Origin of the sequence: Streptomyces albofaciens JCM 4342 (genome assembly GCF_008634025.1) — a bacterium.
GTDB lineage: Bacteria > Actinomycetota > Actinomycetes > Streptomycetales > Streptomycetaceae > Streptomyces > Streptomyces albofaciens.
The window spans coordinates 891079-912064 of sequence record NZ_PDCM01000001.1 but is presented as its reverse complement, the minus strand read 5'-3'; the positions used below and the strand labels follow the sequence as shown (position 1 = coordinate 912064).

The 20986-nt window shown below is 72.8% G+C and carries 18 protein-coding genes; 9 read left to right on the top strand and 9 right to left on the bottom strand.

Annotated features, from left to right (window positions below):
* Window positions 1-106 precede the first annotated feature (106 nt).
* Window positions 107-1063, bottom strand: a complete 957-nt coding sequence (locus CP973_RS04310) for an SDR family NAD(P)-dependent oxidoreductase (protein ID WP_425281934.1) — start codon at window positions 1061-1063, stop codon at window positions 107-109.
* 87 nt (window positions 1064-1150) lie between these two features.
* Between CP973_RS04310 and CP973_RS04305 the strand changes: the two genes are divergently transcribed.
* The gene (locus tag CP973_RS04305) at window positions 1151-2023 is read left to right on the top strand and encodes a helix-turn-helix transcriptional regulator (RefSeq protein WP_150237685.1); all 873 of its coding nucleotides are present in this window, start codon (window positions 1151-1153) and stop codon (window positions 2021-2023) included.
* On the opposite strand, the gene CP973_RS04300 is transcribed toward CP973_RS04305, so the two are convergent.
* On the bottom strand, window positions 2007-2582 hold the full coding sequence (locus tag CP973_RS04300) for a hypothetical protein (RefSeq protein ID WP_150237683.1): 576 nt from the start codon (window positions 2580-2582) through the stop codon (window positions 2007-2009). The genes CP973_RS04305 and CP973_RS04300 overlap by 17 nt on opposite strands.
* A gap of 196 nt (window positions 2583-2778) precedes the next feature.
* Here CP973_RS04300 and CP973_RS04295 point away from each other — a divergent pair, with 196 nt between their 5' ends.
* Both CP973_RS04295 and CP973_RS04290 read left to right on the top strand, forming a co-directional pair.
* The gene (locus CP973_RS04295; RefSeq protein ID WP_150237680.1) at window positions 2779-3381 is read left to right on the top strand and encodes an effector-associated constant component EACC1; all 603 of its coding nucleotides are present in this window, start codon (window positions 2779-2781) and stop codon (window positions 3379-3381) included.
* Between the two features lie 3 nt (window positions 3382-3384).
* Window positions 3385-5526 carry an esterase-like activity of phytase family protein gene (locus tag CP973_RS04290; RefSeq protein ID WP_150237677.1) on the top strand — a complete coding sequence of 714 codons (2142 nt, stop codon included), beginning with the start codon at window positions 3385-3387 and terminating at the stop codon, window positions 5524-5526.
* Here the strand turns inward: CP973_RS04290 and CP973_RS40685 are convergent.
* Window positions 5471-7039: a sensor histidine kinase gene (locus tag CP973_RS40685; protein ID WP_150237675.1), complete on the bottom strand. Its 1569-nt coding sequence runs from the start codon at window positions 7037-7039 to the stop codon at window positions 5471-5473. The genes CP973_RS04290 and CP973_RS40685 overlap by 56 nt on opposite strands.
* Complete coding sequence (locus CP973_RS04280; protein ID WP_244409728.1) at window positions 7036-7713, bottom strand: hypothetical protein; 678 nt, start codon at window positions 7711-7713, stop codon at window positions 7036-7038. The genes CP973_RS40685 and CP973_RS04280 overlap by 4 nt, the downstream gene beginning before the upstream one ends.
* Before the next feature lie 316 nt (window positions 7714-8029).
* Between CP973_RS04280 and CP973_RS04275 the strand changes: the two genes are divergently transcribed.
* Window positions 8030-8374: a hypothetical protein gene (locus CP973_RS04275; RefSeq protein ID WP_150237672.1), complete on the top strand. Its 345-nt coding sequence runs from the start codon at window positions 8030-8032 to the stop codon at window positions 8372-8374.
* On the opposite strand, the gene CP973_RS04270 is transcribed toward CP973_RS04275, so the two are convergent.
* Both CP973_RS04270 and CP973_RS04265 read right to left on the bottom strand, forming a co-directional pair.
* On the bottom strand, window positions 8337-9230 hold the full coding sequence (locus CP973_RS04270; protein WP_150237671.1) for an isocitrate lyase/PEP mutase family protein: 894 nt from the start codon (window positions 9228-9230) through the stop codon (window positions 8337-8339). The two genes, CP973_RS04275 and CP973_RS04270, sit on opposite strands and share 38 nt — an antisense overlap.
* An 11-nt stretch (window positions 9231-9241) precedes the next feature.
* Window positions 9242-10189, bottom strand: a complete 948-nt coding sequence (locus CP973_RS04265; protein WP_208853128.1) for a cytochrome P450 family protein — start codon at window positions 10187-10189, stop codon at window positions 9242-9244.
* A 63-nt stretch (window positions 10190-10252) separates the two neighbouring features.
* On the opposite strand from CP973_RS04265, the gene CP973_RS04260 reads away from it, so the two are divergent.
* Entirely contained in the window at window positions 10253-11032 is a 780-nt protein-coding gene (locus CP973_RS04260) for an ArsR/SmtB family transcription factor (RefSeq protein ID WP_244409268.1), read from the top strand.
* 35 nt (window positions 11033-11067) lie between these two features.
* On the opposite strand, the gene CP973_RS04255 is transcribed toward CP973_RS04260, so the two are convergent.
* Window positions 11068-12459, bottom strand: coding sequence for a glycosyltransferase family 39 protein (locus CP973_RS04255; protein ID WP_150237669.1), 1392 nt, complete (start codon window positions 12457-12459; stop codon window positions 11068-11070).
* Between the two features lie 225 nt (window positions 12460-12684).
* The gene (locus tag CP973_RS04250) at window positions 12685-15618 is read right to left on the bottom strand and encodes a serine hydrolase (protein WP_150237667.1); all 2934 of its coding nucleotides are present in this window, start codon (window positions 15616-15618) and stop codon (window positions 12685-12687) included.
* 247 nt (window positions 15619-15865) lie between these two features.
* On the opposite strand from CP973_RS04250, the gene CP973_RS04245 reads away from it, so the two are divergent.
* The 3 genes from CP973_RS04245 (at window position 15866) to CP973_RS04235 (ending at window position 18324) form a co-directional block, all read left to right on the top strand.
* Window positions 15866-16630, top strand: coding sequence for a GOLPH3/VPS74 family protein (locus tag CP973_RS04245; RefSeq protein ID WP_030182595.1), 765 nt, complete (start codon window positions 15866-15868; stop codon window positions 16628-16630).
* A gap of 383 nt (window positions 16631-17013) precedes the next feature.
* Window positions 17014-17880 (top strand): helix-turn-helix domain-containing protein, encoded by an 867-nt coding sequence (locus CP973_RS04240; RefSeq protein WP_150237659.1) that lies wholly within the window; start codon window positions 17014-17016, stop codon window positions 17878-17880.
* A gap of 234 nt (window positions 17881-18114) precedes the next feature.
* A complete protein-coding gene (locus tag CP973_RS04235; protein WP_150237656.1) occupies window positions 18115-18324 on the top strand; it encodes a DUF397 domain-containing protein in 210 nt (69 codons plus the stop codon).
* 201 nt (window positions 18325-18525) lie between these two features.
* Here the strand turns inward: CP973_RS04235 and CP973_RS04230 are convergent, their stop codons facing one another.
* Window positions 18526-19443: a hypothetical protein gene (locus tag CP973_RS04230; RefSeq protein ID WP_150237655.1), complete on the bottom strand. Its 918-nt coding sequence runs from the start codon at window positions 19441-19443 to the stop codon at window positions 18526-18528.
* A gap of 297 nt (window positions 19444-19740) precedes the next feature.
* On the opposite strand from CP973_RS04230, the gene CP973_RS04225 reads away from it, so the two are divergent.
* Window positions 19741-20943 carry an aminotransferase-like domain-containing protein gene (locus CP973_RS04225; RefSeq protein ID WP_150237653.1) on the top strand — a complete coding sequence of 401 codons (1203 nt, stop codon included), beginning with the start codon at window positions 19741-19743 and terminating at the stop codon, window positions 20941-20943.
* Window positions 20944-20986 lie beyond the last annotated feature (43 nt).

Here is a 20986-nt window from a genome sequence, read left to right as displayed (position 1 = left end):
GAAGCGGCCGTCGGGCGCGCGTACGGAGCGTACGGGGTCGGCCGGATCGTACGGCCCCGTACAGAGCGCCCGGGGCCGGCCGGGGCCTCCCCGCCGTGGAGCCCCCTCAGGCCCGCATCCCCCCATCCACCCGGAGGACCGTCCCGGTGACGTAGGAGGAGCGGTCGCTGAGGAGCCAGGCCGCGGCCTGGGCGATCTCTTCCGGGTCGGCGGCGCGGCCGAGCGGGGTGAGGGCGTTGAGCTGCTCGATGGTGCCGGGAGACTTCTCGTCCCACTCGTGCAGCATCTCGGTGAGTGTGGTGCCGGGCGCGATGGCGTTGACGCGGATGTCCTCCGGGCCGTACGTGACGGCCGCCGTCTCGGTGAGGCTGTTGACCGCCCGCTTCGCGGCGCCGTACGCGGGCAGCTCGGGGTTGCCCATCAGGCTGCCGACGCTGGAGGTGTTGACGATGGCCCCGCGCCGCGCGGTGGCGCGGATGGCGGCGATCTCGGCGGTCATGGCGAGCCACGGGCCCTTGAGGTTGACGGCGCAGACGTGGTCGAAGTCGGCCTCCGACATCTGGTCCATCGGGCCGGGCGGCTGGCCGGTGGCGCCGTTGTTGAAGGCCACGTCGAGCCGGCCGTACAGCCGCACGCACCGGTCGACGGCGGCCTGGACACTCGTCGGGTCGGCCAGGTCGCACACCACGTAATCCGCGGTGCCGCCGGCCGCCCGGATCTCCTCGGTCACCGCCTTGAGCTGGTGCTCGGTGCGTGCCGCGAGGAGCACCCGGGCACCCTCCCGGGCGAACAGCCGCGCCGCGGCGGCGCCGATGCCCCGCCCGGCACCGGTGATGAAGGCGACCTTGTCGGCGAGCAGGCCCACGGTCGTGGCGGGCGCGGGAGTGCTACGGGCGGAAGTGCTGGGTCCGGAAGTGCTACCTGCGGAAGCGCTGGGCACGGGAGTGCTACCTGCGGGAGTCCTGGGTGCGGGAGCGCTACGGGCAGAAGCGCTGGGTGCGGGAGCGCTACCTGCGGGAGTGCTGGGCGTGGAAGTGGCGGCCACGGCCGGTGTGTCGTTCATGCCGATGAGCCTCCAAGCAGCCGCTCCGCTCATCCAGGCACCCGCAGTACCTGGATGGCCGGTGCGACGCCCACGCACACTGGTCGGGTGGATCGACGAGTACGACAAGAACTGGGCGGCTTTCTGCGCAGCAGGCGCGAGCGCATCACGCCCGCCGACGTGGGGCTGCCCGCCGGGACGCGCCGCCGCACGCCGGGGCTGCGCCGCGAGGAGGTGGCGCAGCTGGCGTACATCTCGACCGAGTACTACACGCGGCTGGAGCAGGCCCGCGCTCCGCACCCCTCCCGCGAGGTGCTGGCCCAGCTCGCCCGCGCGCTGCGCCTCTCGGACGCCGAGCGCGATCACCTCCACCACCTCGCCGGCACCCCGCCCGGTCCCCCGCCGGGGCCTTCGCGTGAGGTGCGGCAGAGCATCGTCGACCTGCTGAAGCGGCTGCCGGAGGCCGCGGCCATCGTGCTGTCGGCGACGTACGAGGTCATCGCCTGGAACGACTTGGCCGCCGCCCTGATGGAGGACTTCTCCGCGCTGCCGCGCCGGGACCGCAACCTCCTCCGGCGCGCCTTCCTCGGCCCGCACCAGGACGGCCGACGGCTGTACGGCGTATCGGACGCGGACGAGTTCGCCCGGACCGCGGCCCGGCACCTGCGCGCCGCCGCGGCCCGCTACCCCGACTCTCCGGAGGTGACCGGCCTGGTGGATGAACTCCTCGCCGGGAGCGAGGAGTTCGCCCGACTCTGGGCCGCCCACGACGTGGCCGCCCGGCCCACCCTCTGCAAGACCTTCGAGCACCCGCTCGTCGGCCCCGTCAGCGTCAGCTGCGACGTCCTGGACATCGCCGACCGGGACCAACGGGTCGCCATCTACACCGCCGCGCCCGGCTCACCGTCGGAAGAGGCGCTGCGGCTGCTCGCGGTCATCGGGACGCAGCGCATGGACGTACCGGCTACTCCGGGAACCTGAACCCCAAGCGCTCCTCCAGTGCCCGCGCCTGCTCCGGCGTGGCCAGGACCATGATGCTGTCGTAGCCACGGTGCGGTTCGCGGTCGAAATCGACTTCGCGCCAGGAGCGGGGGTCGTCCTCGTGGGCGGTCACGGTGATGGCCTCGCAGGCCGCGCCCTGGTCGTAGTAGTCGTCCGCGAGGTGGTCGGCGTCGATGGACATGGGTATGCCGTTCCGTTCGAACGTCAGGGTGTCCATCCGGCCGCCTTCGAAGTCGCCCTCGCCTTCGACGAGCCGCACATCGGTGATGGCGACCCGGCCGCCGGCGGCCTCGGCGGCGGCCTCCATCAGGTCGGCGTAGCCGTAATGGATCGAGTCGATGTCGTCGGCGTGGACGGAGACCGCCACGCCGAACTCCTCAAGGGCGCTCGCCGCCTCGTACTGGTCGATCTCCTCGTCCGCGTAGGTGGCGGCCTCTTCGAGGACGCTGCGCATCTTCTCCTCGGTCACCATGCCGATCTCGTGCAGGATCGCCCCGACACGGGTGTAGGTGTACGTATTCGATGAAACGTTCGACATGAAGGTGATCCTGCCAGACGGGGCCGCCGGAGGTGCTCGGTTCCGCCGCCGCCCGACCCCCGTCAACTCGGTTACGTACCCGACCCGTTCGGGTGCAGCGCCGCGCAGAGCACGCCCACCATTCCGTGAATCCCGGCGGAGCGGCGGGGTATGGGGCGAGAGTTGGCACGAGGCCGGACAGCGACATGGGGGACGGATGAACATTCAGGTCAGGCTGGACGATGCCGAGAGCGACCGGGAGCTGCGGTCGCTGTGCGACTGGCTGGCCGACGATCCCGCGGTCAGCCGCAGCGCGCAGGTCTCGCTGCGGGCACGCGAGATGAGACCCGGACGGATGGGGCTGGGGTTCGAGGCGGTCCAGTTGATCGTGGACAGCGCGTTCCAGCTCAGCAGCCTGGCCATCGCCATCGACAGCTGGCGCAGGGCGTACGCGGCGCGCCCCAAGATGACGGTCGAATGCAACGGCGTACGGGTCAGCTTCGCCACGGCGGACACGGACGGCGCGCGGAGCATCCTGCGTGCGCTGGAGGAGTTGCGGGAGTTGGAAGGGACGAGGGGGCTGGAAGAGGCGAGGGAACCGGAAGAGGCAAGGGAACCGGAAGAGTCGAGGGAACCGGAAGAGGCAAGGGAACCGGCGGAGACGGAAGAGTCAGAGGAGCCGAGAGAGCCGGAAGAGACGGAGGAACCGAATCCGCCCCAGGAACCGAATCCGTCCCAAGAGCCGGACCCGCCCCAGGAACCGAATCCGCTCCAGGAGCCGAGCGATGCCCGCCCCCCGGCCCCCCGGAACAGGGGCTGACCCATGACGGACTTCGGGGACCTCCCCGGGCCGGTGTTCAACCCGGCGGAGTCGGCCTGTGTGATCATCGGCGTCGATTCGTACACCAGCCTGCCGCAGCTGCCCGCCGTGCGGAACAACCTCAAGGCGCTCCGGGCCGCGCTGACCGACCGGACCATCGGGGGCATCCCGAAGCGGAACTGCCGGGTGGTGCTCAACCCGCGGACGATCACCGCCGCGTTGCGCCCGGTGGAGCAGGCGGTCCACTCGGCGAAGGACACGCTGATCGTGTACTACGCCGGGCACGGTTTCCTCGACTCCAAGCAGGAGGGGCTGTACCTCACGCTGCCCGGTACGGAGGCCGGGAAGCTGCACAGCGGCATCCCGTACGCCTGGCTGCGCAGCGTGCTCGGCACCCGTACGCCGCCCCGGCTCCGCATCGTCATCCTCGACTGCTGCTACAGCGGCAGCGTGATCAAGGGGATGTCCGCCGGGTCGATGGGCGGCGGCGCCATGTCCACCCTCGCGGCCACGCAGCAGGCGTCCAGCCGGCTCGGCGAGGCCCTGTTCGAGGGCATGGACGGTATGGAGGGCGTCTCGTACCTGCTCACCTCGACGCCGTGGAACGTCGAGGCGCTGGCCTTTGAGGGCGAGGAGTACACGGCGTTCACCGGGGAGTTCCTGCGGGTGCTGCGGGAAGGCGTTCCGGGGCCGCAGGGGGCCGGGCGGGCCCCGGATGCCACGCCCGCGCCCTCAGGGCCCGGTGAGCTGCCGGACGCGAACGGGGTGGACACCCACCTCACCCTGGAAGCGATCTACCGCGAAGTCCGCCGCGCGCTGCGGGCGAAGAACCGGCCGCTGCCCCAGCAGCAGAGCCAGAACGGCATCGAGAAACTGCCGTTCGTACAGAACCGGGCGGCGCGGCCCGTACCCCAGGTGCCGCAAGGCAGTCGGACCGCGGCCGGAGGTCCGGGGACCACGGGGGACGGCGCGACGGACCGGGAACGGGAGCTGGAGCGACAGCGTGAGCGGCAGCGGGAACAGGAGGCGGCGGAGGAGAGGAAGCGCAGGACCCGCCGCCGGGGGCTGATCGCCACCCTCTGTGCGGCGGCCGTCGCCGTACCGTCCTTCGTGTGGTGGCAGTCCGGGGACGACGAGCCGTCCTCCGGCGACTGTTCCGCCGACGTGGCGCTGATCGGCCACAGCGACGCGCTCGACGGTGTCGAGTACGAGGCCGCCGTACCGGTCGACGGGCTGTCCGGGCTGGCGATGTCCGGCCCTTCCCGCGCCTGGGCGCTGGCCGACAACTCGCCCGGCCGGATCTTCGAGCTGGACCTCGGCACCACCGGCGCCTCCCCGCCCGCCGCCCGCGCCGTCGACATGCGCACCCTCCACCCCACCGGCGGCGGCCGTTTCGACGGCGAGGGCCTGGTCCTGGAGCAGGGCGGGCGCACCGTACTGGTCGCCTCGGAGGCGGGCCCCTCCATCCGCAGGTTCCGGGTGTCGGACGGCGCGGAGCTGGGCCGTATCGAGCTGCCGCCGAACCTCGTCAAATGGGCGGGTCCGGAGAACCTGGAAGCGCTGGGCGCGTCCCCGGACGGGCGGTACCTGTACGCGGGCCTGGAGGCGCCGCTGTTCCGCGACGGCAAGGCACGCGGCCGCGGCCTGCTGCGCATCCAGCGCTTCAAGGGGACGCCCGGCGGCGCGTACGTACCGGACAAGCAGTACGCCTACCAGTCGGCGGCCGGACTGCGCGTGTCGGAGCTGGTGGCGCTGGGCGACGACCGGCTGCTGGTCCTGGAGACCAACCACGCCGAGGGCCAGGGGAACGCGGTACGGATCTTCGGCGCCGATCTGAGCCGCGCGAAGGATGTGTCCGGGGTCGAGTCGTTGCAGTCCGAGCCGGTCGACGCGTTCGCGAAGAAGTGGGAGCCGGTCGATCTCGTGAGGTGCCCGAGGGGTGGTTCGGCCACCGCGCAGCCGCAGTTGAACCCACTGCTGGAGAACGCGGAGGGGATGGCGCTCGGCACGGCGCCGCTGTCCTCGGGCCCGTACAAGGGGCGGCTGCCGCTGTTCCTCGTCTCGGACAACAACAACAGCCCGCACCAGATCACCCGGGTGTACGCCCTGGCTGTGCGGGTGGGCCGCCCGGCGGCGGCAGGATAGGCGACGCCGCGGGCGGCCCGTCCGGCGGCGGGTTGAGGCGGAGTACGGCCCGCGCGCCGCCGTCCGGCGCGTTGGTGAAGCTCAGCCCGATACCGAGGACGGCCGCCTGGCCCACCGCGATGGTCAGGCCGAGACCGTGCCCCTTGCCGCGGCCGGGCGCGTCGGTACGGAAGCGCTGCGGGCCCCGGTGCAGCAGCGCGTCCGGGAAACCGGGGCCGTGGTCGCGCACTTCCACGATGGGGACCCCGGCGGGCCCGTCACCGTACGCCGCCTCGTCCCCGACCGCCGCGGCAGCCGCGGGAGCAGCGGCGGACGCCCGACCCGGCACCCCATTCGAAGCCCCACCCGATGCCCCGTTCCGGGCCCCACCCGATGCCCCATTCGGAGCCCCACCCCATACCCCGCTCGAATTCGCACCCGATCCCCCGTCCTGATACGCACCCGATCCCCCGCCCGGATGCGCACCCGATCCCCCGCCCGGCAGACCGCCCGGCACATCCACCGTCACCACCACCGGCGGCTCCCCGTGCCGGTGCGCGTTCAGCACGAGGTTGCACAGGATGCGGTCCAGCCGGCGGCGGTCCGTCCGTACGACCGCTTCGCGCACGACCCGTACGTCCGTGTCGAGCCCCAGCCCCCGCACCGAACTGCGGACCAGCGCGCCCAGCTCGTACGAGGCCAGCTCGGCGCGTTCGGCGCCGGAGTCGAGCCGGGAGATCTCCAGCAGGTCCTCGATGAGCCGGCGCAGCGCCCGCAGCCGGTCGTTGATCATCTCCTTGGGGCGGCCCTCGGGCAGCAGCTCGGCCGAGGCGAGGATGCCGGTCAGCGGGGTACGCAGCTCGTGGGCGACATCGGCGGTGAAGCGCTGCTCGGCCTGGAGGCGGCCCTGGAGCGAACCGGCCACCGAGTCCAGCGCCGCGGCCACCGCCGCCACCTCGTCCTGCGGCGCGGGCCGGCGCCGCCCCCGGCCCTCGTCGCCGACCCGGGCGTCCAGGTCCCCGGCCGTGATGCGACGGGCTACGGCGGCCGTGGTGCCCAGCCGGCGGCTGATGCGGTGGGCGAGGAACAGCCCGGCGAGGGCGACGGCGGTGGCGGCGAGGACGGCCGAGCCGAAGATGGCCGTGTCCAGGTTCTCCAGGGAGCGGCGGGTGTTCTCGTACGGGGACCAGACCGCCATGACCTGGTCGCCGGCCGGCGCCGCCGCCCACATGACGCGCTTCCCCTGGTATGTGCCGACCATGCTGCCGCGCCGGCCGTGGTGCACCGACGCGCGCAGTTCCGGCGGCAGTTCGGCGGGGTCGAGCACGGAGTTCAGCCCTTCGCGGGACGTGCCGTACTCGTACAGTTCCAGCGCCTCGTCGAGGTCGGCCAGCGTCTCCTTGTGCACCTGGCCGACGGTCTGGCGGGCGACGGCGTTGTGGACGAGCACGCCCAGGACGGCGGCCACGGCACAGCACACCGCCGTGACGGTGAGGGCGATCTTCCAGCGGAGGGAGAGCGCCGGGCGGGTCACAGCCGGTCTCCGGGGGAGGGCGGGAGCGAAGCGGGTGGCGGCTTGCCGGAGGTCGGTGAAGGGGGTGTGGATGAGCTGGGCGCCATTGTGGGCAGCGGGTTCTGCGGAGTGCGGTAGTCGTCCAGCGTGAGGTCCCACAGGCCCATCCGGCTGCCGTCCCAGACGTAGTCGGTGACGCTGACGTAGCGCGGGTCCTTGGTGGGCTCGCGTACGGAGAGGTGTCCGGCGGCCAGTTCGACGCCCGCGAGCACGGCGCGCAGGGCGAGGACGCGGGTCACCACCTCGTTGCGGACGCTGTAGACGCGCAGTTCGCTGGTGCGTCCGTCGAGGTCGACGGCGCTGATCAGGTCGGGCCGTCCGTCGTCGGTGAGATCGTGGTAGGCGGGGCTGCGTACGGCGTTCGCGGCGGGCGGCCGTCCGCCGTCGGCCAGGTGGTCCGCGCGGACGACGGCCGCCGGGTCGGTGTCCTTCATGTCGCCGGAGGGGACCCGCGCGATGCCCGGCACGGCGCGCTGGTCGCCGGGGTCCGCCTCCCGGACGCGCGGCGAGGGCGACCGGTCCGCCCACAGGGCGTACGGCGCCTTCACGTTCCGCGCGCGCCCGTCGTCGTGCAGGCCCGTGAAGTTCGCGCAGCCCGCCGTCAGGGCGAGCGGCAGCGGCGCCACGAATGGCATCACCACCGAAAGCATCCGGCGCCGCACGGCCCACCACCACCTTTCCCGTTACGGGGGTCCCGGCCGGGGTCTTACGCCCCCCGGAGTCTTCCCGGAGCAGACACAGCCGTACGTAACGAGACAAAGTTACCCATAGTGGGGGCGCGCGGACGGTCGGTCACGCCCATGCCTGTGACATCACCGCCCGCAGAGCGGGTCCAGGCTGTTACACAACCTACGGATCGCCGTGAAACAGGCCTCGTAGATTGATCTCTGCCAGCACGACGCACCCAGCAGACCTATGGCGGCCGGAACCGCCACGACGAGGAGTAGTCCCATGCGGGCAAAGCGCCGCTCCGTGATTCGCACCGCCGCCGTCGCGACCGGTGTCGCAGCCGTTCTGGTCCTCCCGGCGAGCGGCGCGTTCGCCGCCGACGCCGCCGACTCCGCTCCCCAGGTCTCCCACGCTTCCGACGCTTCCGACGCTTCCGACGCTTCCGACGCCACCGTTTCGCACGCGATGGGCCGCAAGTCCGCCGTGCTGCCGGAGGACGGCATCGTCGGCATAGCCGAGCGGATCGGTCAGCTCCCGACGGGCGGGCTCGTGGGCGCGGCAGGTGTGCTGGGCGCGGCGGGCGTGGGCCTCACGGTGCACCGGCGCCGGCAGACGCAGCAGGGCTGAGCCCCGCCAGCCGCTGCACCTCGCCGTAACCGGGCACCCCGGCAACGTCATGGTCCGGCCTGTCCGCCCGTACGGACTCGGCCAGCCCGACCGCCGCGTGCAGCGCCGAACGGAAGAGCAGCGAACCGGTGCTGACGCGCCGTACGCCCAGTTCCGCCAGGCGGGCGAGACGGTGGCGGCCCGGCGCGTACAGGATGTTCAGCGGTGCCGGGACCGCCTCGACGAGCGTGGCGATGGTCCGCTCGTCGGCGATCCCCGGTACGAAGATGCCGTCCGCCCCGGCCGACAGATACGTTTCGGCGCGTCGCAGCGTCTCGTCCAGCGGCCGCGCGGCGGGGTCCGCCACGAGCCAGTGGGTATCGATGCGGGCGTTGACATAGAGGTCCGGCGCGCTCGCCTTGACGGCGCGGATCGACTCGGCCTGCTGCCCGGCCGGGACCAGCGGACCGTCCCCCGCGCGCCCCGGCAGCCCGTCCTCCAGATTGACGCCGGAAGCGCCCGCCCCGGCCAACTCGCGTGCCAGCTCCCCCACTTCCTCCGGACCACCGCCGAACCCGCCCTCGATGTCCACGGTGTACGGGCAGGCCAGACGGCTGCCCAGCCGTCGCGCGAGGGCGAGCGTAGCGTCCCGTACGAGGGCCGACCCCTGGCCGTCGGGTGCGCCGAGGGCGGCGGCGACGCCCAGGCTCGTGGTGCCGATCGCGGCGAAGCCCGCGGCGGCGAGGGCGGCGGCCGAGGCGGCGTCCCAGGCGTTGGGGAGCAGCAGCGGCGCGTCGCGGTGGTGGAGGGCGTGGAAGGCGCGGGTGAGGTGCGTACGGTCCGCGCCCGTGGCCGACTTGTCCGTCTCCCTGCTCACGCGCTCCCTGCTCACGCGCACGTCACCTCCAGTTTCACCGGCACCCGCAGATTCGCGGACGGCTCGTAGGCGAGGTCCGGCCGGACGAGGCGGCAGCCGCGTACGAGCAGCGCCTCCAGCACTCCGGCCGCGAGGGCCCGGGCGTGGGCGCGCCCGGGGCAGGCGTGCGGGCCGGCGCCGAAGGGAAACGTTCCGTCATCCGTGACGAGGCTGATCCGTACCGGTTCGCCACCGTCCGCGGGGGCGCGGAGGGTGCCCCGTACGGGCGGATCGGCGCTCAGCGTCCGGTCGAGCCAGTCGGTGACGGCAGCGGTGACGGCAGCGGTGACGGCAGCGGCAACGGGCCCGGCCGGACGTTCCCGGGAGTCCTCCGTCAGCATCCGGAACGCCGCGTTTCCGATCAGCCCCGCCGTCGCGTCGTACGCCTGCACGAGCAGCCCGATCCGGGCCGCCGTGGCCTCGTCCCACGTACCGCCGCAGACCGCTACGAGCCGGGCGAGGGCGCGGTCGGCGGCCGGAACGGTCTCGCCGTGCGCGTGGTACGCGCGGGCGACGTGCCCGACCAGCCCGGCCGTCTCCGCCGTGACCGGCAGCCCGAGGAATCCGGCGAGGACCTCGGCGGGCACGACGCGCGCCACCCGCGCCATCAGATCCACGCTCCCCGTGTCCGCCCCCTTCCCCGCGCCGCCCAGCACCCCTTCCGCCCGTACGCGTGCGGCGTCGCGCAGCGCGTCGACCGCATCCTCGCCACCACCACCGAGCAGGCCGGCCGCCAGCGCCCGGCGCCGTGCGTGCGCCTCCCCGCTGCTGAAGCGGGCGACCCGCGCCCGCAGCCAGGCCATCCCGCCCTCCGGTACGTCCTGGGGCACCGGCGGCACCACCCAGTCCGGATCGGTCAGCACGTCCGGGCCCACGCCCGCTTGTGTGTCACCCAAGGGTGTGTCATCCAAGGTCCGCATGGCTGGACCGTAGGACCGGATCGTTTCGGGTCCGGCCGAAACGTGACCGCGCACAATGAATCCATGACCACACAGGCACGCTCGCAGGTGCGGGCACGGGCACGGGTCCAAGCGCCGCCGCCGGACGCGGACGCGGCCCACAGCACCGAGCTGGCGCGCCTCGCGGGCCTGCTCGCGGACCGTACCCGGGCCGCCTTCTGCCTGGCCCTGCTGGACGGGCGCGCCTGGACGTCGGGCGAGCTGGCGGCGTACGCGCGGGTCGCGCCGTCCAGCGCCAGCGAGCACCTGACGCGGCTGACCGAGGGCGGGCTGCTGGTGGAGCGGCGCCAGGGCCGCCACCGTTACGTACAGCTCGCGAGCCCCCGCGTCGCCGAACTGCTCGAAGTCCTCACCGCGCACCTCGACCCGCCCGCCGCCCCGCCGCGCGGGCTGCGCGCCGTCAACGCCTCGGCCGCGCTGGCCCGCGGGCGCACGTGTTACGACCACCTGGCCGGGCGCCTCGGCGTGGCCCTCACCGACGCGATGACCGAGCGCGGCCTGCTCGACCAGGACGGCGGCTTCGCGCTCACCGGTACCGGCCGGACCTGGTTCGCCGAAGCCCTCGGCACCGACGCCGCCGCACTGCGCGCGGGCCGCCGCCCGACGGCCCGCGGCTGCCTGGACTGGACCGAGCGGCGGCAGCACCTGGCGGGCGTGGCGGGCGCCCGGCTGTGCGCGGAGCTGCTGGAGCGGGCGTGGGTGCGGCGCATCGGCAGCGGCCGTGCCGTACGGCTGACGACCGCGGGCGCGGAGGCACTCCGCGACCTGCTGGGACTGGACGCGGAGGGGGCGGCGCTCCTGTGAGGACCGCGCCTTTGCTCCATCGGGCGCCTCGGCCCTCAGCAGTGCCCCGGCCGCGCGTACAACGTCACCCGCGCCCCCTTGAGCTCCCGTGTCGCGCAGGCCTGGAACGCGGTGCGCAAGGTCGTCCGCTTGGCGATCTCCTGGTCGGTCTCGTCGAGCGGCTGTCCCTTCGCGTCACCGACCGCGACGATGCGGCGGGCCTGCATCATGTGCGCGTGGACGCGGTCGCCGGACAGCTCCGTGCCGTACAGGGTGTGCGAGGCCACCGGGCTTCGGTCGAGCGCCAGGTCCCGCAGGCGGTGGAACTCGTGCGGGTCGGCCGCCGCCCACACCCGCCGCCGGGAGGGCAGGAACAGCAGCCCGTCGCCCGGTGACGACAGCTCCTCGACCGCGCGGGTCACCGCGACCGCGTCGTCCGTACGGCTCTGCGGGCTGCGCAGGAAGACGTTGACGGGGACGAGCAGGGCCGGCACCACGGCCAGCGCCATCGACCGGTACAGCAGCCGGCGCCGGGTCTGGCCGCGGTGGCCGGCCGGGCGCAGCACCCAGTCGAGCGCGGCGCCCGCCAGGAGGGCGAAGCCGGCCACGTAGTACAGGACGTAACGGTCCACGTACATCGGCTTGAGCTGGGAGAGCAGCACCAGCAGCGCCGTGGGCAGCACCAGCAGCGGCAGCGCGACCGGCCGCAGCCGCAGCCGCCGGGCCCCCGCCCGGCCGACCGGGGCGCGGGAGCAGATCAGACCGCCCAGGACCAGGGCGATGAACGTGCCCAGCTGGACGGGGTTGGGCCATTGGAGCCAGCTGAGCTGTTCCGACTGCCCCATGCTGAACAACGCCAGCGGGACGAGCGCGACGACCACCGCGCCCGCCACCACGCACCAGGCCCGCCGGACGGCCCGCGGCAGGCCGGACAGGACGACGGCGGCGCCGTGCGCGGGCAGGGCCAGTACGGCGAATTCGTGCATCCAGCAGGCGGCCAGTGACAGCGCCCCGTAGCCCGCCCACAGGCGCCTGCCCGGACGGGCGGCGACCCGCGCCAGCAGGTACGTGGACCACACCACCAGCGCGCAGACCATCGCGTAGGAGCGGCCCTCCTGCGCGTACTGCTGCACCATCGGCAGCAGGACGAAGACCAGCCCCGCGAAGAGCCCCGCCCGCCGGCCCGCCAGCTGCCTGCCGAGCAGGGTGACACCGGCGGCGGCCGCCGCCATCGCGACCACGGACGGCAGCCGCAGGGCCACCACTCCCCCGTCGAAGACGAGGAACCAGCCGCGCATGAGGACGTAATAGAGACCGTGCACCGCGTCCACGGTCTGGAGCGTCGGCCACAGCTCCGCCAGCGTGCGGTGCGCCATGTCGTACGTGACCGCCTCGTCACGCCACATGCTCCCCTGGCGGCGGATGCCCCACAGCCCCGTAAGAAGCATCAGAGCGGCCGGAAAAAGCGCGACGGCCCCCCGCGACGCCCAGACACCTCTGGCGCGCGCGGGGGACGCGTACGCGGTCTGCGCTACATCGATGACGGACTCCGCTCCACCGGGCCGGGCCGGACTGTCCGGACACGCTTAGACCGTACGACAACCGCCGCCCACGGGCAGGCGGGGGCCTGCGGGTGGGCGGCGGCTCGTGTCGTACGGCCCGCCGGCGCTCGCTCAGCCGATGCGCGTCAGCTTCGCGCCGAAGGTCGGCTCGGCGAGGTTCTTCTGGAGGGCCACCGGCACCTTGGCCGCGGTGGACCCGCTGCCGACGGTCAGCTCGCCGACGACGGTGCCGGCCTTCGCCTCGTGCGGGACGGGCTTGCCGGCGGCCGGGCCGATCTTGAAGTCGATCTTCTGGCCGGGGACGCCGATCGCCTCCAGGTCCTTCGTCGCCACGACGGGCGTCTGACCGCCGACGCCGTCGTCCACGTAGCCGACGACCTGGCCCTTCTTGACGGTGGTGGCGGAGGTGAGGGCGTTGCGGATGGCTTCGATCATGGGCTTGGTGCGCTGCTGGACCAGGGCGAGGCTGCTGCCTCCGTTGGGGTCCAGGCCCTTGACGTGCTGCCCCATCGTGGCACCGAGGATGAGCTGGTCCTTGCCGCCGACGCCCTTGTACGCCGCCCACACCAGCGTGCCGCCGGCCGCCGTGCTGGAGCCGGTCTTGATGCCCTTGATGCTCAGCTCCGGGTACTTGGCGATGAGGTCATTGTTGTTGAAGATCCGCTCCGGAAGGCCCTTGTCCGCGTTGGGCATCGCGACGATCTTCCGGAACGCGTCCTGCTTCATGACCTCCTCGGCCAGCTTGAGCTGGTCGACGGCGGTGCTGACGGTGGTCTTCTCCAGACCGCTGGGGTCGGTGTACGTGGTGTTCTTCATGCCGAGGTCCTTGGCCGCGGCGTTCATCTTCTTGGCGAACTCCTGCTCGGACCCGGCGTCCCAGCGGGCCAGCGCGCGGGCGATGTTGTTGCCCGAGGGGATCATCAGCATCTGCAGCATCTTGTACTCGCTGTACTGCTGTCCCTCCTTGAGGCTCCCGATCGTCGACTGTCCCTCGGCCTTGCCCTCCTCGACCGTCTTGGCGTCGATCGTCAGAGTCGGGCCCTCCTCACCCTTCTTCAGAGGGTGGTTCTTCAGGATCACGTACGCCGTCATGATCTTGGCGACGCTCGCCGTCGGCACCGGCTTCTCCTCGCCGTACGTGCCCAGGCTGCCCGCGCCCACCACCTTGGCGGCGGCCTGCCCCTGACCGGGCCACGGCATCTGGAACGGGCTGCCCCCGAAGGTGTACGAGGTCTTCCCGCCCAGCGCCAGCGTCGGGTCCGGCAGCGGCCGTACCTGCTGGACGACCACGAAGATGATCGCCAGCAGGAGCACCACCGGGGTCCAGATCTTGAACCGGCGGGCGACCGTCCGCATCGGGGTCTCGGGCGGCGGCGGGGTGTTGGTCAGCTGGGCCAGCAGGTCCAGCGGCGGGAGGGGCTGCTGCTTGGTCTGCTCGGAGTCCGGCAGCGCGCCGGGCGGCGCGGTCGTGCCGGTCGTCGCCCCCGAGGGCGCCTCGGGCGCGGCGGCCTTGGCGTCGGCCCCGGCGGTGCCGGCCGCCTTCGCGCCCCACTTCGTGCCCGGGGCGACGTCCGGCTCGGCGGCCGGCTTCGTGTCCGTACCGGCAGCCGCCTTGGTGCCGGGCTTGTTCCCGGCCTTCGCGATGTCGGTCTTGGCGGCGTCGGCCTTAGCAGCGTCGGTCTTCGCGGCGCCCTTCTCCGCCTTGTCCGCCTTGCCTGCCTTGCCCTGCTTTCCGGGCTTGCCGGTCACGACCGGGCGCGGCGGCTTGATCGGCTGCGGGTCGGTGGACTTCAGCGCCACGAACTGGCTGGTGCGCTCGCCGTCCGACTCCGCGGCGCCGGACGGCCGTACGGCCTTGATCGCCGTGGTCGGCTGGTCGGCCGCCGCCTTGGGGGTCGACGGCTCGGCGGCCGGCGACTTGTCCGCCGAAGGCTTGTCGGCGGACGGCTTGCCGTCGGACTTGCCGGGTGTGGGGTCGGTCTTGGGCTCGGTCTTGGGCTCGGTCTTGGGCTCGGCCTTGGGCTCGGCCTTGGCGTCGGACTTGCCGGGCCCGTCCTCGCCCTTCGCGGCCTTCGCGGCCGTGGCCGTACCGCTGTCGTCCGCAGTCTTCTGCTTTGCGATCGAGAACGCGCGCGTCGCGTTGTCGACCGGCTTGCGCTCGCCCTCGTCGGCGCTCGGCGCCTTGAAGATCGCGGTCGGCTGGTCGACGGACTTCGACTGCTGCACGACCTTGGGCTCGCCCTCGGCCGCGGCAGCGGGAACGGAGGCGGCGGCATCCTTGGCCGCGGAGCCGGAGGAGCCCTTGGAGCCGCTCTGCGCCCCGGAAATCCCGGAACCGTCCTCAACACCGGAAGCGGACCCGGAAGGCTTGCCACCGCCCGCGGAGGGGCGCTCAGAGGCGCTCTGAGGCGCACCCTCGGCCCCGTCCTCGACGGTGTCCTCGCCCGCGCCCCCGGAAGCGCCCTTGAGCGCGCCCTTCGCGCCGTCCTTCGCGCCGTCCTTCGCGCCGCCCTTGGCGCTGTCCTTCGCCGCGCCCTCGGGGGCCTTCTTCGTCGCCGTACCGGCGTCTGCCGACGCCTTCGTCACCGGCGCCTCAGCCGCCTCATCCTTCGCACGGCTTTCCGGCGTCGGCTCCGACTTCGGTTTCGACTTCGACTCCGGCTTCGGCGCCGGCTTCGACGCCGCCCCCTGCTCCGGCCTCTGCTCCGGCTTCGATTCGGCCTCGGTGTTGCCCCCGGTCACGCTCTCCTCACCGTTCTCGCCGTCCTCGCCGTTCTCGCCGTCCTCGTCGGACGACGCCACCCACGCGGCGACCGCCTCGCGCAGCCGCGCGTCCCGGCCCCCGCCGTCGGCCTTGCCGGCCTCCGCGCCGGCTTCCGTACCGTCCTTCTCGTCGCGCTCGCCGGCCTTCTCCTCGCGCTCGCCGGTCTTCTCGTCCGGCTTCGGCGCCTCTCGGAAGACCGCGAGTCGCGGGTCGCGTTCGCTCCCCGCCGTCTCCCCCGACGACTGCTTCTGCTCCGGCTTGCCGGGGGACTCGCCCGCCACCTATGTCTCCTTCACACGTCGCGATACGTCGCGCTCTGTCTGGCCCAGTGTTCCCAAGTGTCCTGTGTCCGCGAGGCACGTCCGCACCGCCACGCGAAACGCTGGGCGCCCCGCCCCACAAGAGGCGTCGCCAAGCAGCTAGACGAGAACGACATACCTACAGGTTCCCTGCCTAACCCCCCACGCGCTCTCGACAGATGAATGTGAGAGGGGTCACCCTGTCATTCATCCACGCGGGGAGGCATGGATGGGCAGGAGCCGCAGAACAATTCCGGAGGAGCTTCTGCTGCTCGCTTTGGACCCGGCAACGGGAACCACAGCGCAGCCGCAGTCGCTCGACCTCGGTCTGGCCGGGGCCCAGCTAGTAGAGCTGGCTCTGGCCGGACGGATAGCCCCAGACGGGGATCGTATCGCCGTGGTGCTGCCACGGCCGACCGGAGATCCGACTCTGGACTCCGCGCTTGAGTTGCTGCGACGTCGCGGCAGCCCGGTGCGCGCCGTCCACTGGATCGGCGGGCCCCGGCTGGGGCTGCGCCAGACGTATCTCACGCACCTGGAGCGGTGCGGCATGGTGCATGCCGTGGCGGGCCAGATGTGCGGGGTACTGCCGACGACTCGCTATCAGGCGACGGACACGGCCATCAGCCGGGAGATCAAGGCCCGGCTCGACAGTGCGATCCGCACCGGCGTACCGCCGGACCCGCGGACCGCGGCGCTCGCCGCGCTGGCCCACGCGGTCGGCCTCGGCAAGCACCTCTATCCCGGGAACGAGGGGCGCTCCTCGCGCTCCCGCCTCCGGGACCTGATCCGGCACGACCCGATGGGCGGGCTGGTCGCACATGCCGTCATGGATGTGCAGAACGGCGTCGCGGCGCAGCCGAGGCGCGCACCGGTGGCGACCGCCTCCGGGCCTGGTGCGGGCCGGCAGCCCGCGAGCCGCGTCGCGGCGGAACCGGCGGGCGTGCCGGCCCAGCCACGGCACGGTTCCATGGCCCGCGTCGGGGCGCGTTGACGCCTCGCGTCAGCGGGCGTTGACAAAAACCGGGTACGACACGGGCAATTCACAGAGCGCACACACCCCACGTACCACCCTCGCACCACCTTCGTATCACCCCACGCACCACCCTCCGTATCACTCACGCACCACTGTCCCCACAGTCCCGTTCGGGAGCCGCAGCAAGCGCGGGGTGGCGGGCCGGCCGTTCCGGACGACGGCCGGGCCGCCACCCCGCGCGCATGCCGGACGGGGCCGCGGCCGTGTGGGTACGTCCGGACAGCCACCGCGTGCGTACGTCCGCTCGCCTTGTGTGTCCATTCCACTGCGCCGCGCGGACCTGGGATGGCAATCTGCTGAGCAGGAGAAAGCAGCAGTACGGAGCCGGAGGTGCACGTCCCGTGGCGTCCAACATCAATCCCACCGTCCGACGTCGCCGGCTGGGTCAGGAGCTGCGCAGGCTCCGCGAGCTGAAGGGCATGACGGCCGAGGAGGTCGCCGAGCGCCTGCTCGTGTCACAGTCGAAGATCAGCCGCCTGGAGAACGGCCGCCGCAGCATCAGCCAGCGGGACGTCCGGGACCTGTGCGGGGTCTACGAGGTCGACGACCACCGCGTGGTGGATTCGCTGATGCAGATGGCCAAGGATTCGCGGCAGCAGGGCTGGTGGCACGCGTTCGGCGACATCCCGTACAGCGTCTACATCGGCCTGGAGACCGAGGCGGCCTCGCTGCGGGTGTACGAGTCGCTGCTCGTGCCGGGCCTGCTCCAGACGCCCGGTTACGCCGAAGCCGTCATTCCCGGCACGGTCCCGGAGCTCACCCAGGAGCAGCTGGAAAAACGTATCCAGGTACGGATGCGCCGCCAGGAGCGGGTCAACCACCCGGACAACCCGCTGCGACTGTGGGTCGTCATGGACGAGAGCGCGCTGCGCCGGGTCGTGGGCAGCCACCTGATCATGCGCGAGCAGCTCGACCACCTCGTGGAGGTCAGTCACCTGCCGCACGTGACGGTCCAGGTGCTGCCGTACGACGCGGGCGCGCACGCCGGCATGTCGGGGACGTTCTCGATCCTGGAGTTCGACGACGCGGCCGATTCGAGCGTGGTCTACATCGAAGGCGTCACGAGCGATCTGTATCTGGAGAAGACCAACGACGTCCACAAGTACACGATCATGTACGAGCATCTGCGGGCACAGGCGCTCAGCGCGGACCAGAGCCGGGAGTTCATCGCCTCGGCGGCGAAGAAGCACGCGGACGCCATGGCCTGAGCGGGACGTCAGGGCGGCCGAAGGATGGCCGGAGGATGGCCGGAGGATGGCCGAATCGGGGATTCCGACGCGCAGCGCGGCACCGTACACCGGGGTGCCCACCCTTGAGAAGAGATCAAGGAATATGCCATACGAATGAGTGAACTGCCCCTGCCCTCGGTGATGTTGGCGCGTAGCGTCAGGTCTACCGAATCCGCGGCAACGCGGTGCACCTCAGAGCGAGTCGGAGTGAACATGGCCATTCAGCCCAATTCCGCATTCTCCTGGACGAAGTCCTCGTACTCCGGTGGCAACGGCGCCTGCGTCGAGATCGCCGTTCCGGCGGCGGCCGCCATCGCGGTGCGCGACTCCAAGGACCCCGACGGCCCGCGTCTGACCTTCGACACCTCCGCGTGGAGCACCTTCGTGACGGGCGTGAGCAAAGGGGCCTACGACCTGACCTGAGCCGAATCCGTACACCGCATAACCAGCACCACCCAGAGCCCTCTCGACTGGATCGCCGTCCCGGCCGAGGGGGCTCGGCCTTGCCCGGACGGACACGGACGGCCGCGGACGGACACGGGCGGGTACGGGCGGGTACGGGTGGGTACGGGCGGGTACGGGTCGGGCCGGGCCGGTACGGTTGGACACCCGCACCCCGGCGCCTCAGCGCAGCTCGTCCACGTACCGGTCGGTTCCGGGCACCGTGGGGATGAACGGCGCCACCAGCTCCACCCGCCCCGGCCAGGGGCCGGCCGGCTCCGCATCCGGCCCCGTGAACCACGGCTCCCAGCACGCGCGCGGGTCCTCCTGGAGGAACCACAGCAGCGTCAGCCGGTTGTCCACGCCCTCCACCTGCCGTACGTACGGCATCCGGTCGTCCGGGAGCGGCCTGGGCCGGAAGACCGTCACCATGGCCGCGGGCGAGCCCGCCAGCCGCCGCGGCAGCCACGCGTCCCGCAGCCACCGGAGCAGCGCGGCGCGCCCGTCCGCGTCCGCCGCGTCGATGATCTCGACGACCAGACCGGCGTACGGATGGTCCAGGGCGTGGAAGTCGCGCGGGCCGCGGTCGCCGTCCCGGTAGACGGTGACCGCGTGGTCGTGGAAGGCCGTGAAGACGTGGGTGCGGGCGTGGTGGATGCGGCCGTCGGCGTTCAGGCGCCGGTTGATGGCGACGGTCCACCGCATGTGGTCGTCGTAGCGGCCCTCGGTGATCCAGTACGTCGAGAGGTAGCAGCCCGCGGTGACCGGCCGGGCGACGGCGGACCGCGCCGGGCGGCGCAGGAGCCGGAGCTCGCGGGTGGCGACCCAGCGGCGCCCGGCGAAGATCCACGGCATCGCCATGGCCCCGGCGATGTAGTGGTCGTCCTCATACCAGCGGTTGTACGCGCGCTCCTGCCCGGGATGCGGCTCGACCATGGTGATCAGCGCGTGTCCCGGGCGCACACCGTACGGGCCGACGGCGGCCAGGTCGGCATAGGTACCGCTGCCGGGAGCGGTGTGCTCGTCCGTGGCGGGAGGGGTGTGGGGGTCTCCCGGGGTCCGGGCCGGGGCATGCTCGTCCGTGCGAGGGTCGCGGGTCATGACCCTCAGGTGTAGCTGATGGACCGTCAGTTGACGAGAGCCGCGATGGTCAGGTCCGCCGACGCCGTAGCGGTCAGGTCCGCCGCTACCGTGACGGCCCGGCCGGCCGACGCCGTGACGGTCCAGTCCGCCGACGCCGCAGCCGTCCCGCCCCGCCCCGCCACCCGAAAGGTTCACCATGCGGGCAGCCCTGCACGGCCGCGGCTCGTCCGCCTAAGCTCCCTGCATCCTGCACCTATCGAGGGACGGGCGTCTTCGCGCGCCCGGGGTGCGGGCGCCACACGACGGGAGAACGCCATGCCGCACGACCTCCGCCCCGCCCCCGCACTGGCCGCGCGCGCGGCGCACACCGGAGGCTCCCCCGTACGCGAGATCCTCGCACTGACCGCCCGGCCCGAGGTCATATCGTTCGCCGGCGGGCTGCCGGCGGGCGAGCTGTTCGACGCCCGGGGCATCGCGGCGGCCTTCCGGTACGTACTGGACGAGACGCCGCGCCAGGCCCTCCAGTACTCGACGACCGAGGGCGATCCGGCGCTGCGCGCGGCCGTCGCCGCCCGGGTGAGCGCCCGCGGCCTGGCCACCGACGCGGACGGCCTGCTGGTCACCACCGGCTCGCAGCAGGGCCTGTCGCTGCTGGCCACGGCGCTACTGGAGCCGGGTGACACGGTGCTGGTCGAGGACCCGTGCTATCTGGCGGCGCTCCAGGTCTTCGGGTTCGCCGGCGCGCGGGTGGTGCCGGTGCCGACCGACGACGCCGGCCTGGACCCGGCCGCGCTGGACGAGATCGCGGCGCGCGAGCGGCCGAAGCTGGTCTACCTCGTGCCGACGTTCCAGAACCCGACGGGCCGGACGCTGTCCGCCGAGCGGCGGGCCGCGGTGGCCGAGGTGGCGGCCCGGCGCGGCCTGTGGATCATCGAGGACGACCCGTACGGCGAGCTGCGCTTCGAGGGCGAGCCGGTGCCGTACCTCGCCACGTTCCCCGGCGCCGAGGACCGTACGGCGCTGCTCGGCTCCTTCTCCAAGATCGTGGCGCCGGGTCTGCGGCTGGGCTGGCTGCGCGCGCCGGCGGCGCTGCGCCGCGCCTGCGTCATCGCCAAGCAGGCCGCCGACCTGCACACCTCGACGGTCGATCAGGCGGCGGTCGCCCGGTACCTGGCGGGCCCCGGCCTGGACGCCCACCTGGACCGCGTGCGCGGCGCCTACCACGCGCGCCGCGACGCCCTGGTGGACGGCCTCGGCGAGGCCCTTCCCGACGGCTCGCGCTGGAACCGGCCGGACGGCGGGATGTTCGTCTGGGCGACGATGCCCGCCGGATACGACGCGACGGCGCTGCTGCCCGAGGCGATCGGGCACGATGTCGCCTACGTCCCGGGCGCGCCCTTCTACGCGGGTCCGGCGGATGCCGGCTCGATGCGGCTGTCCTTCGTGACGCATCCGCCGGAGGAGATCGAGGAGGGGCTGCGGCGGCTGGCGAAGACGTTGCGGGAGGTGCGACCGTAGCCAGCCGCTCAGCCACGACCTATCCTGACGGACCGTCATATGT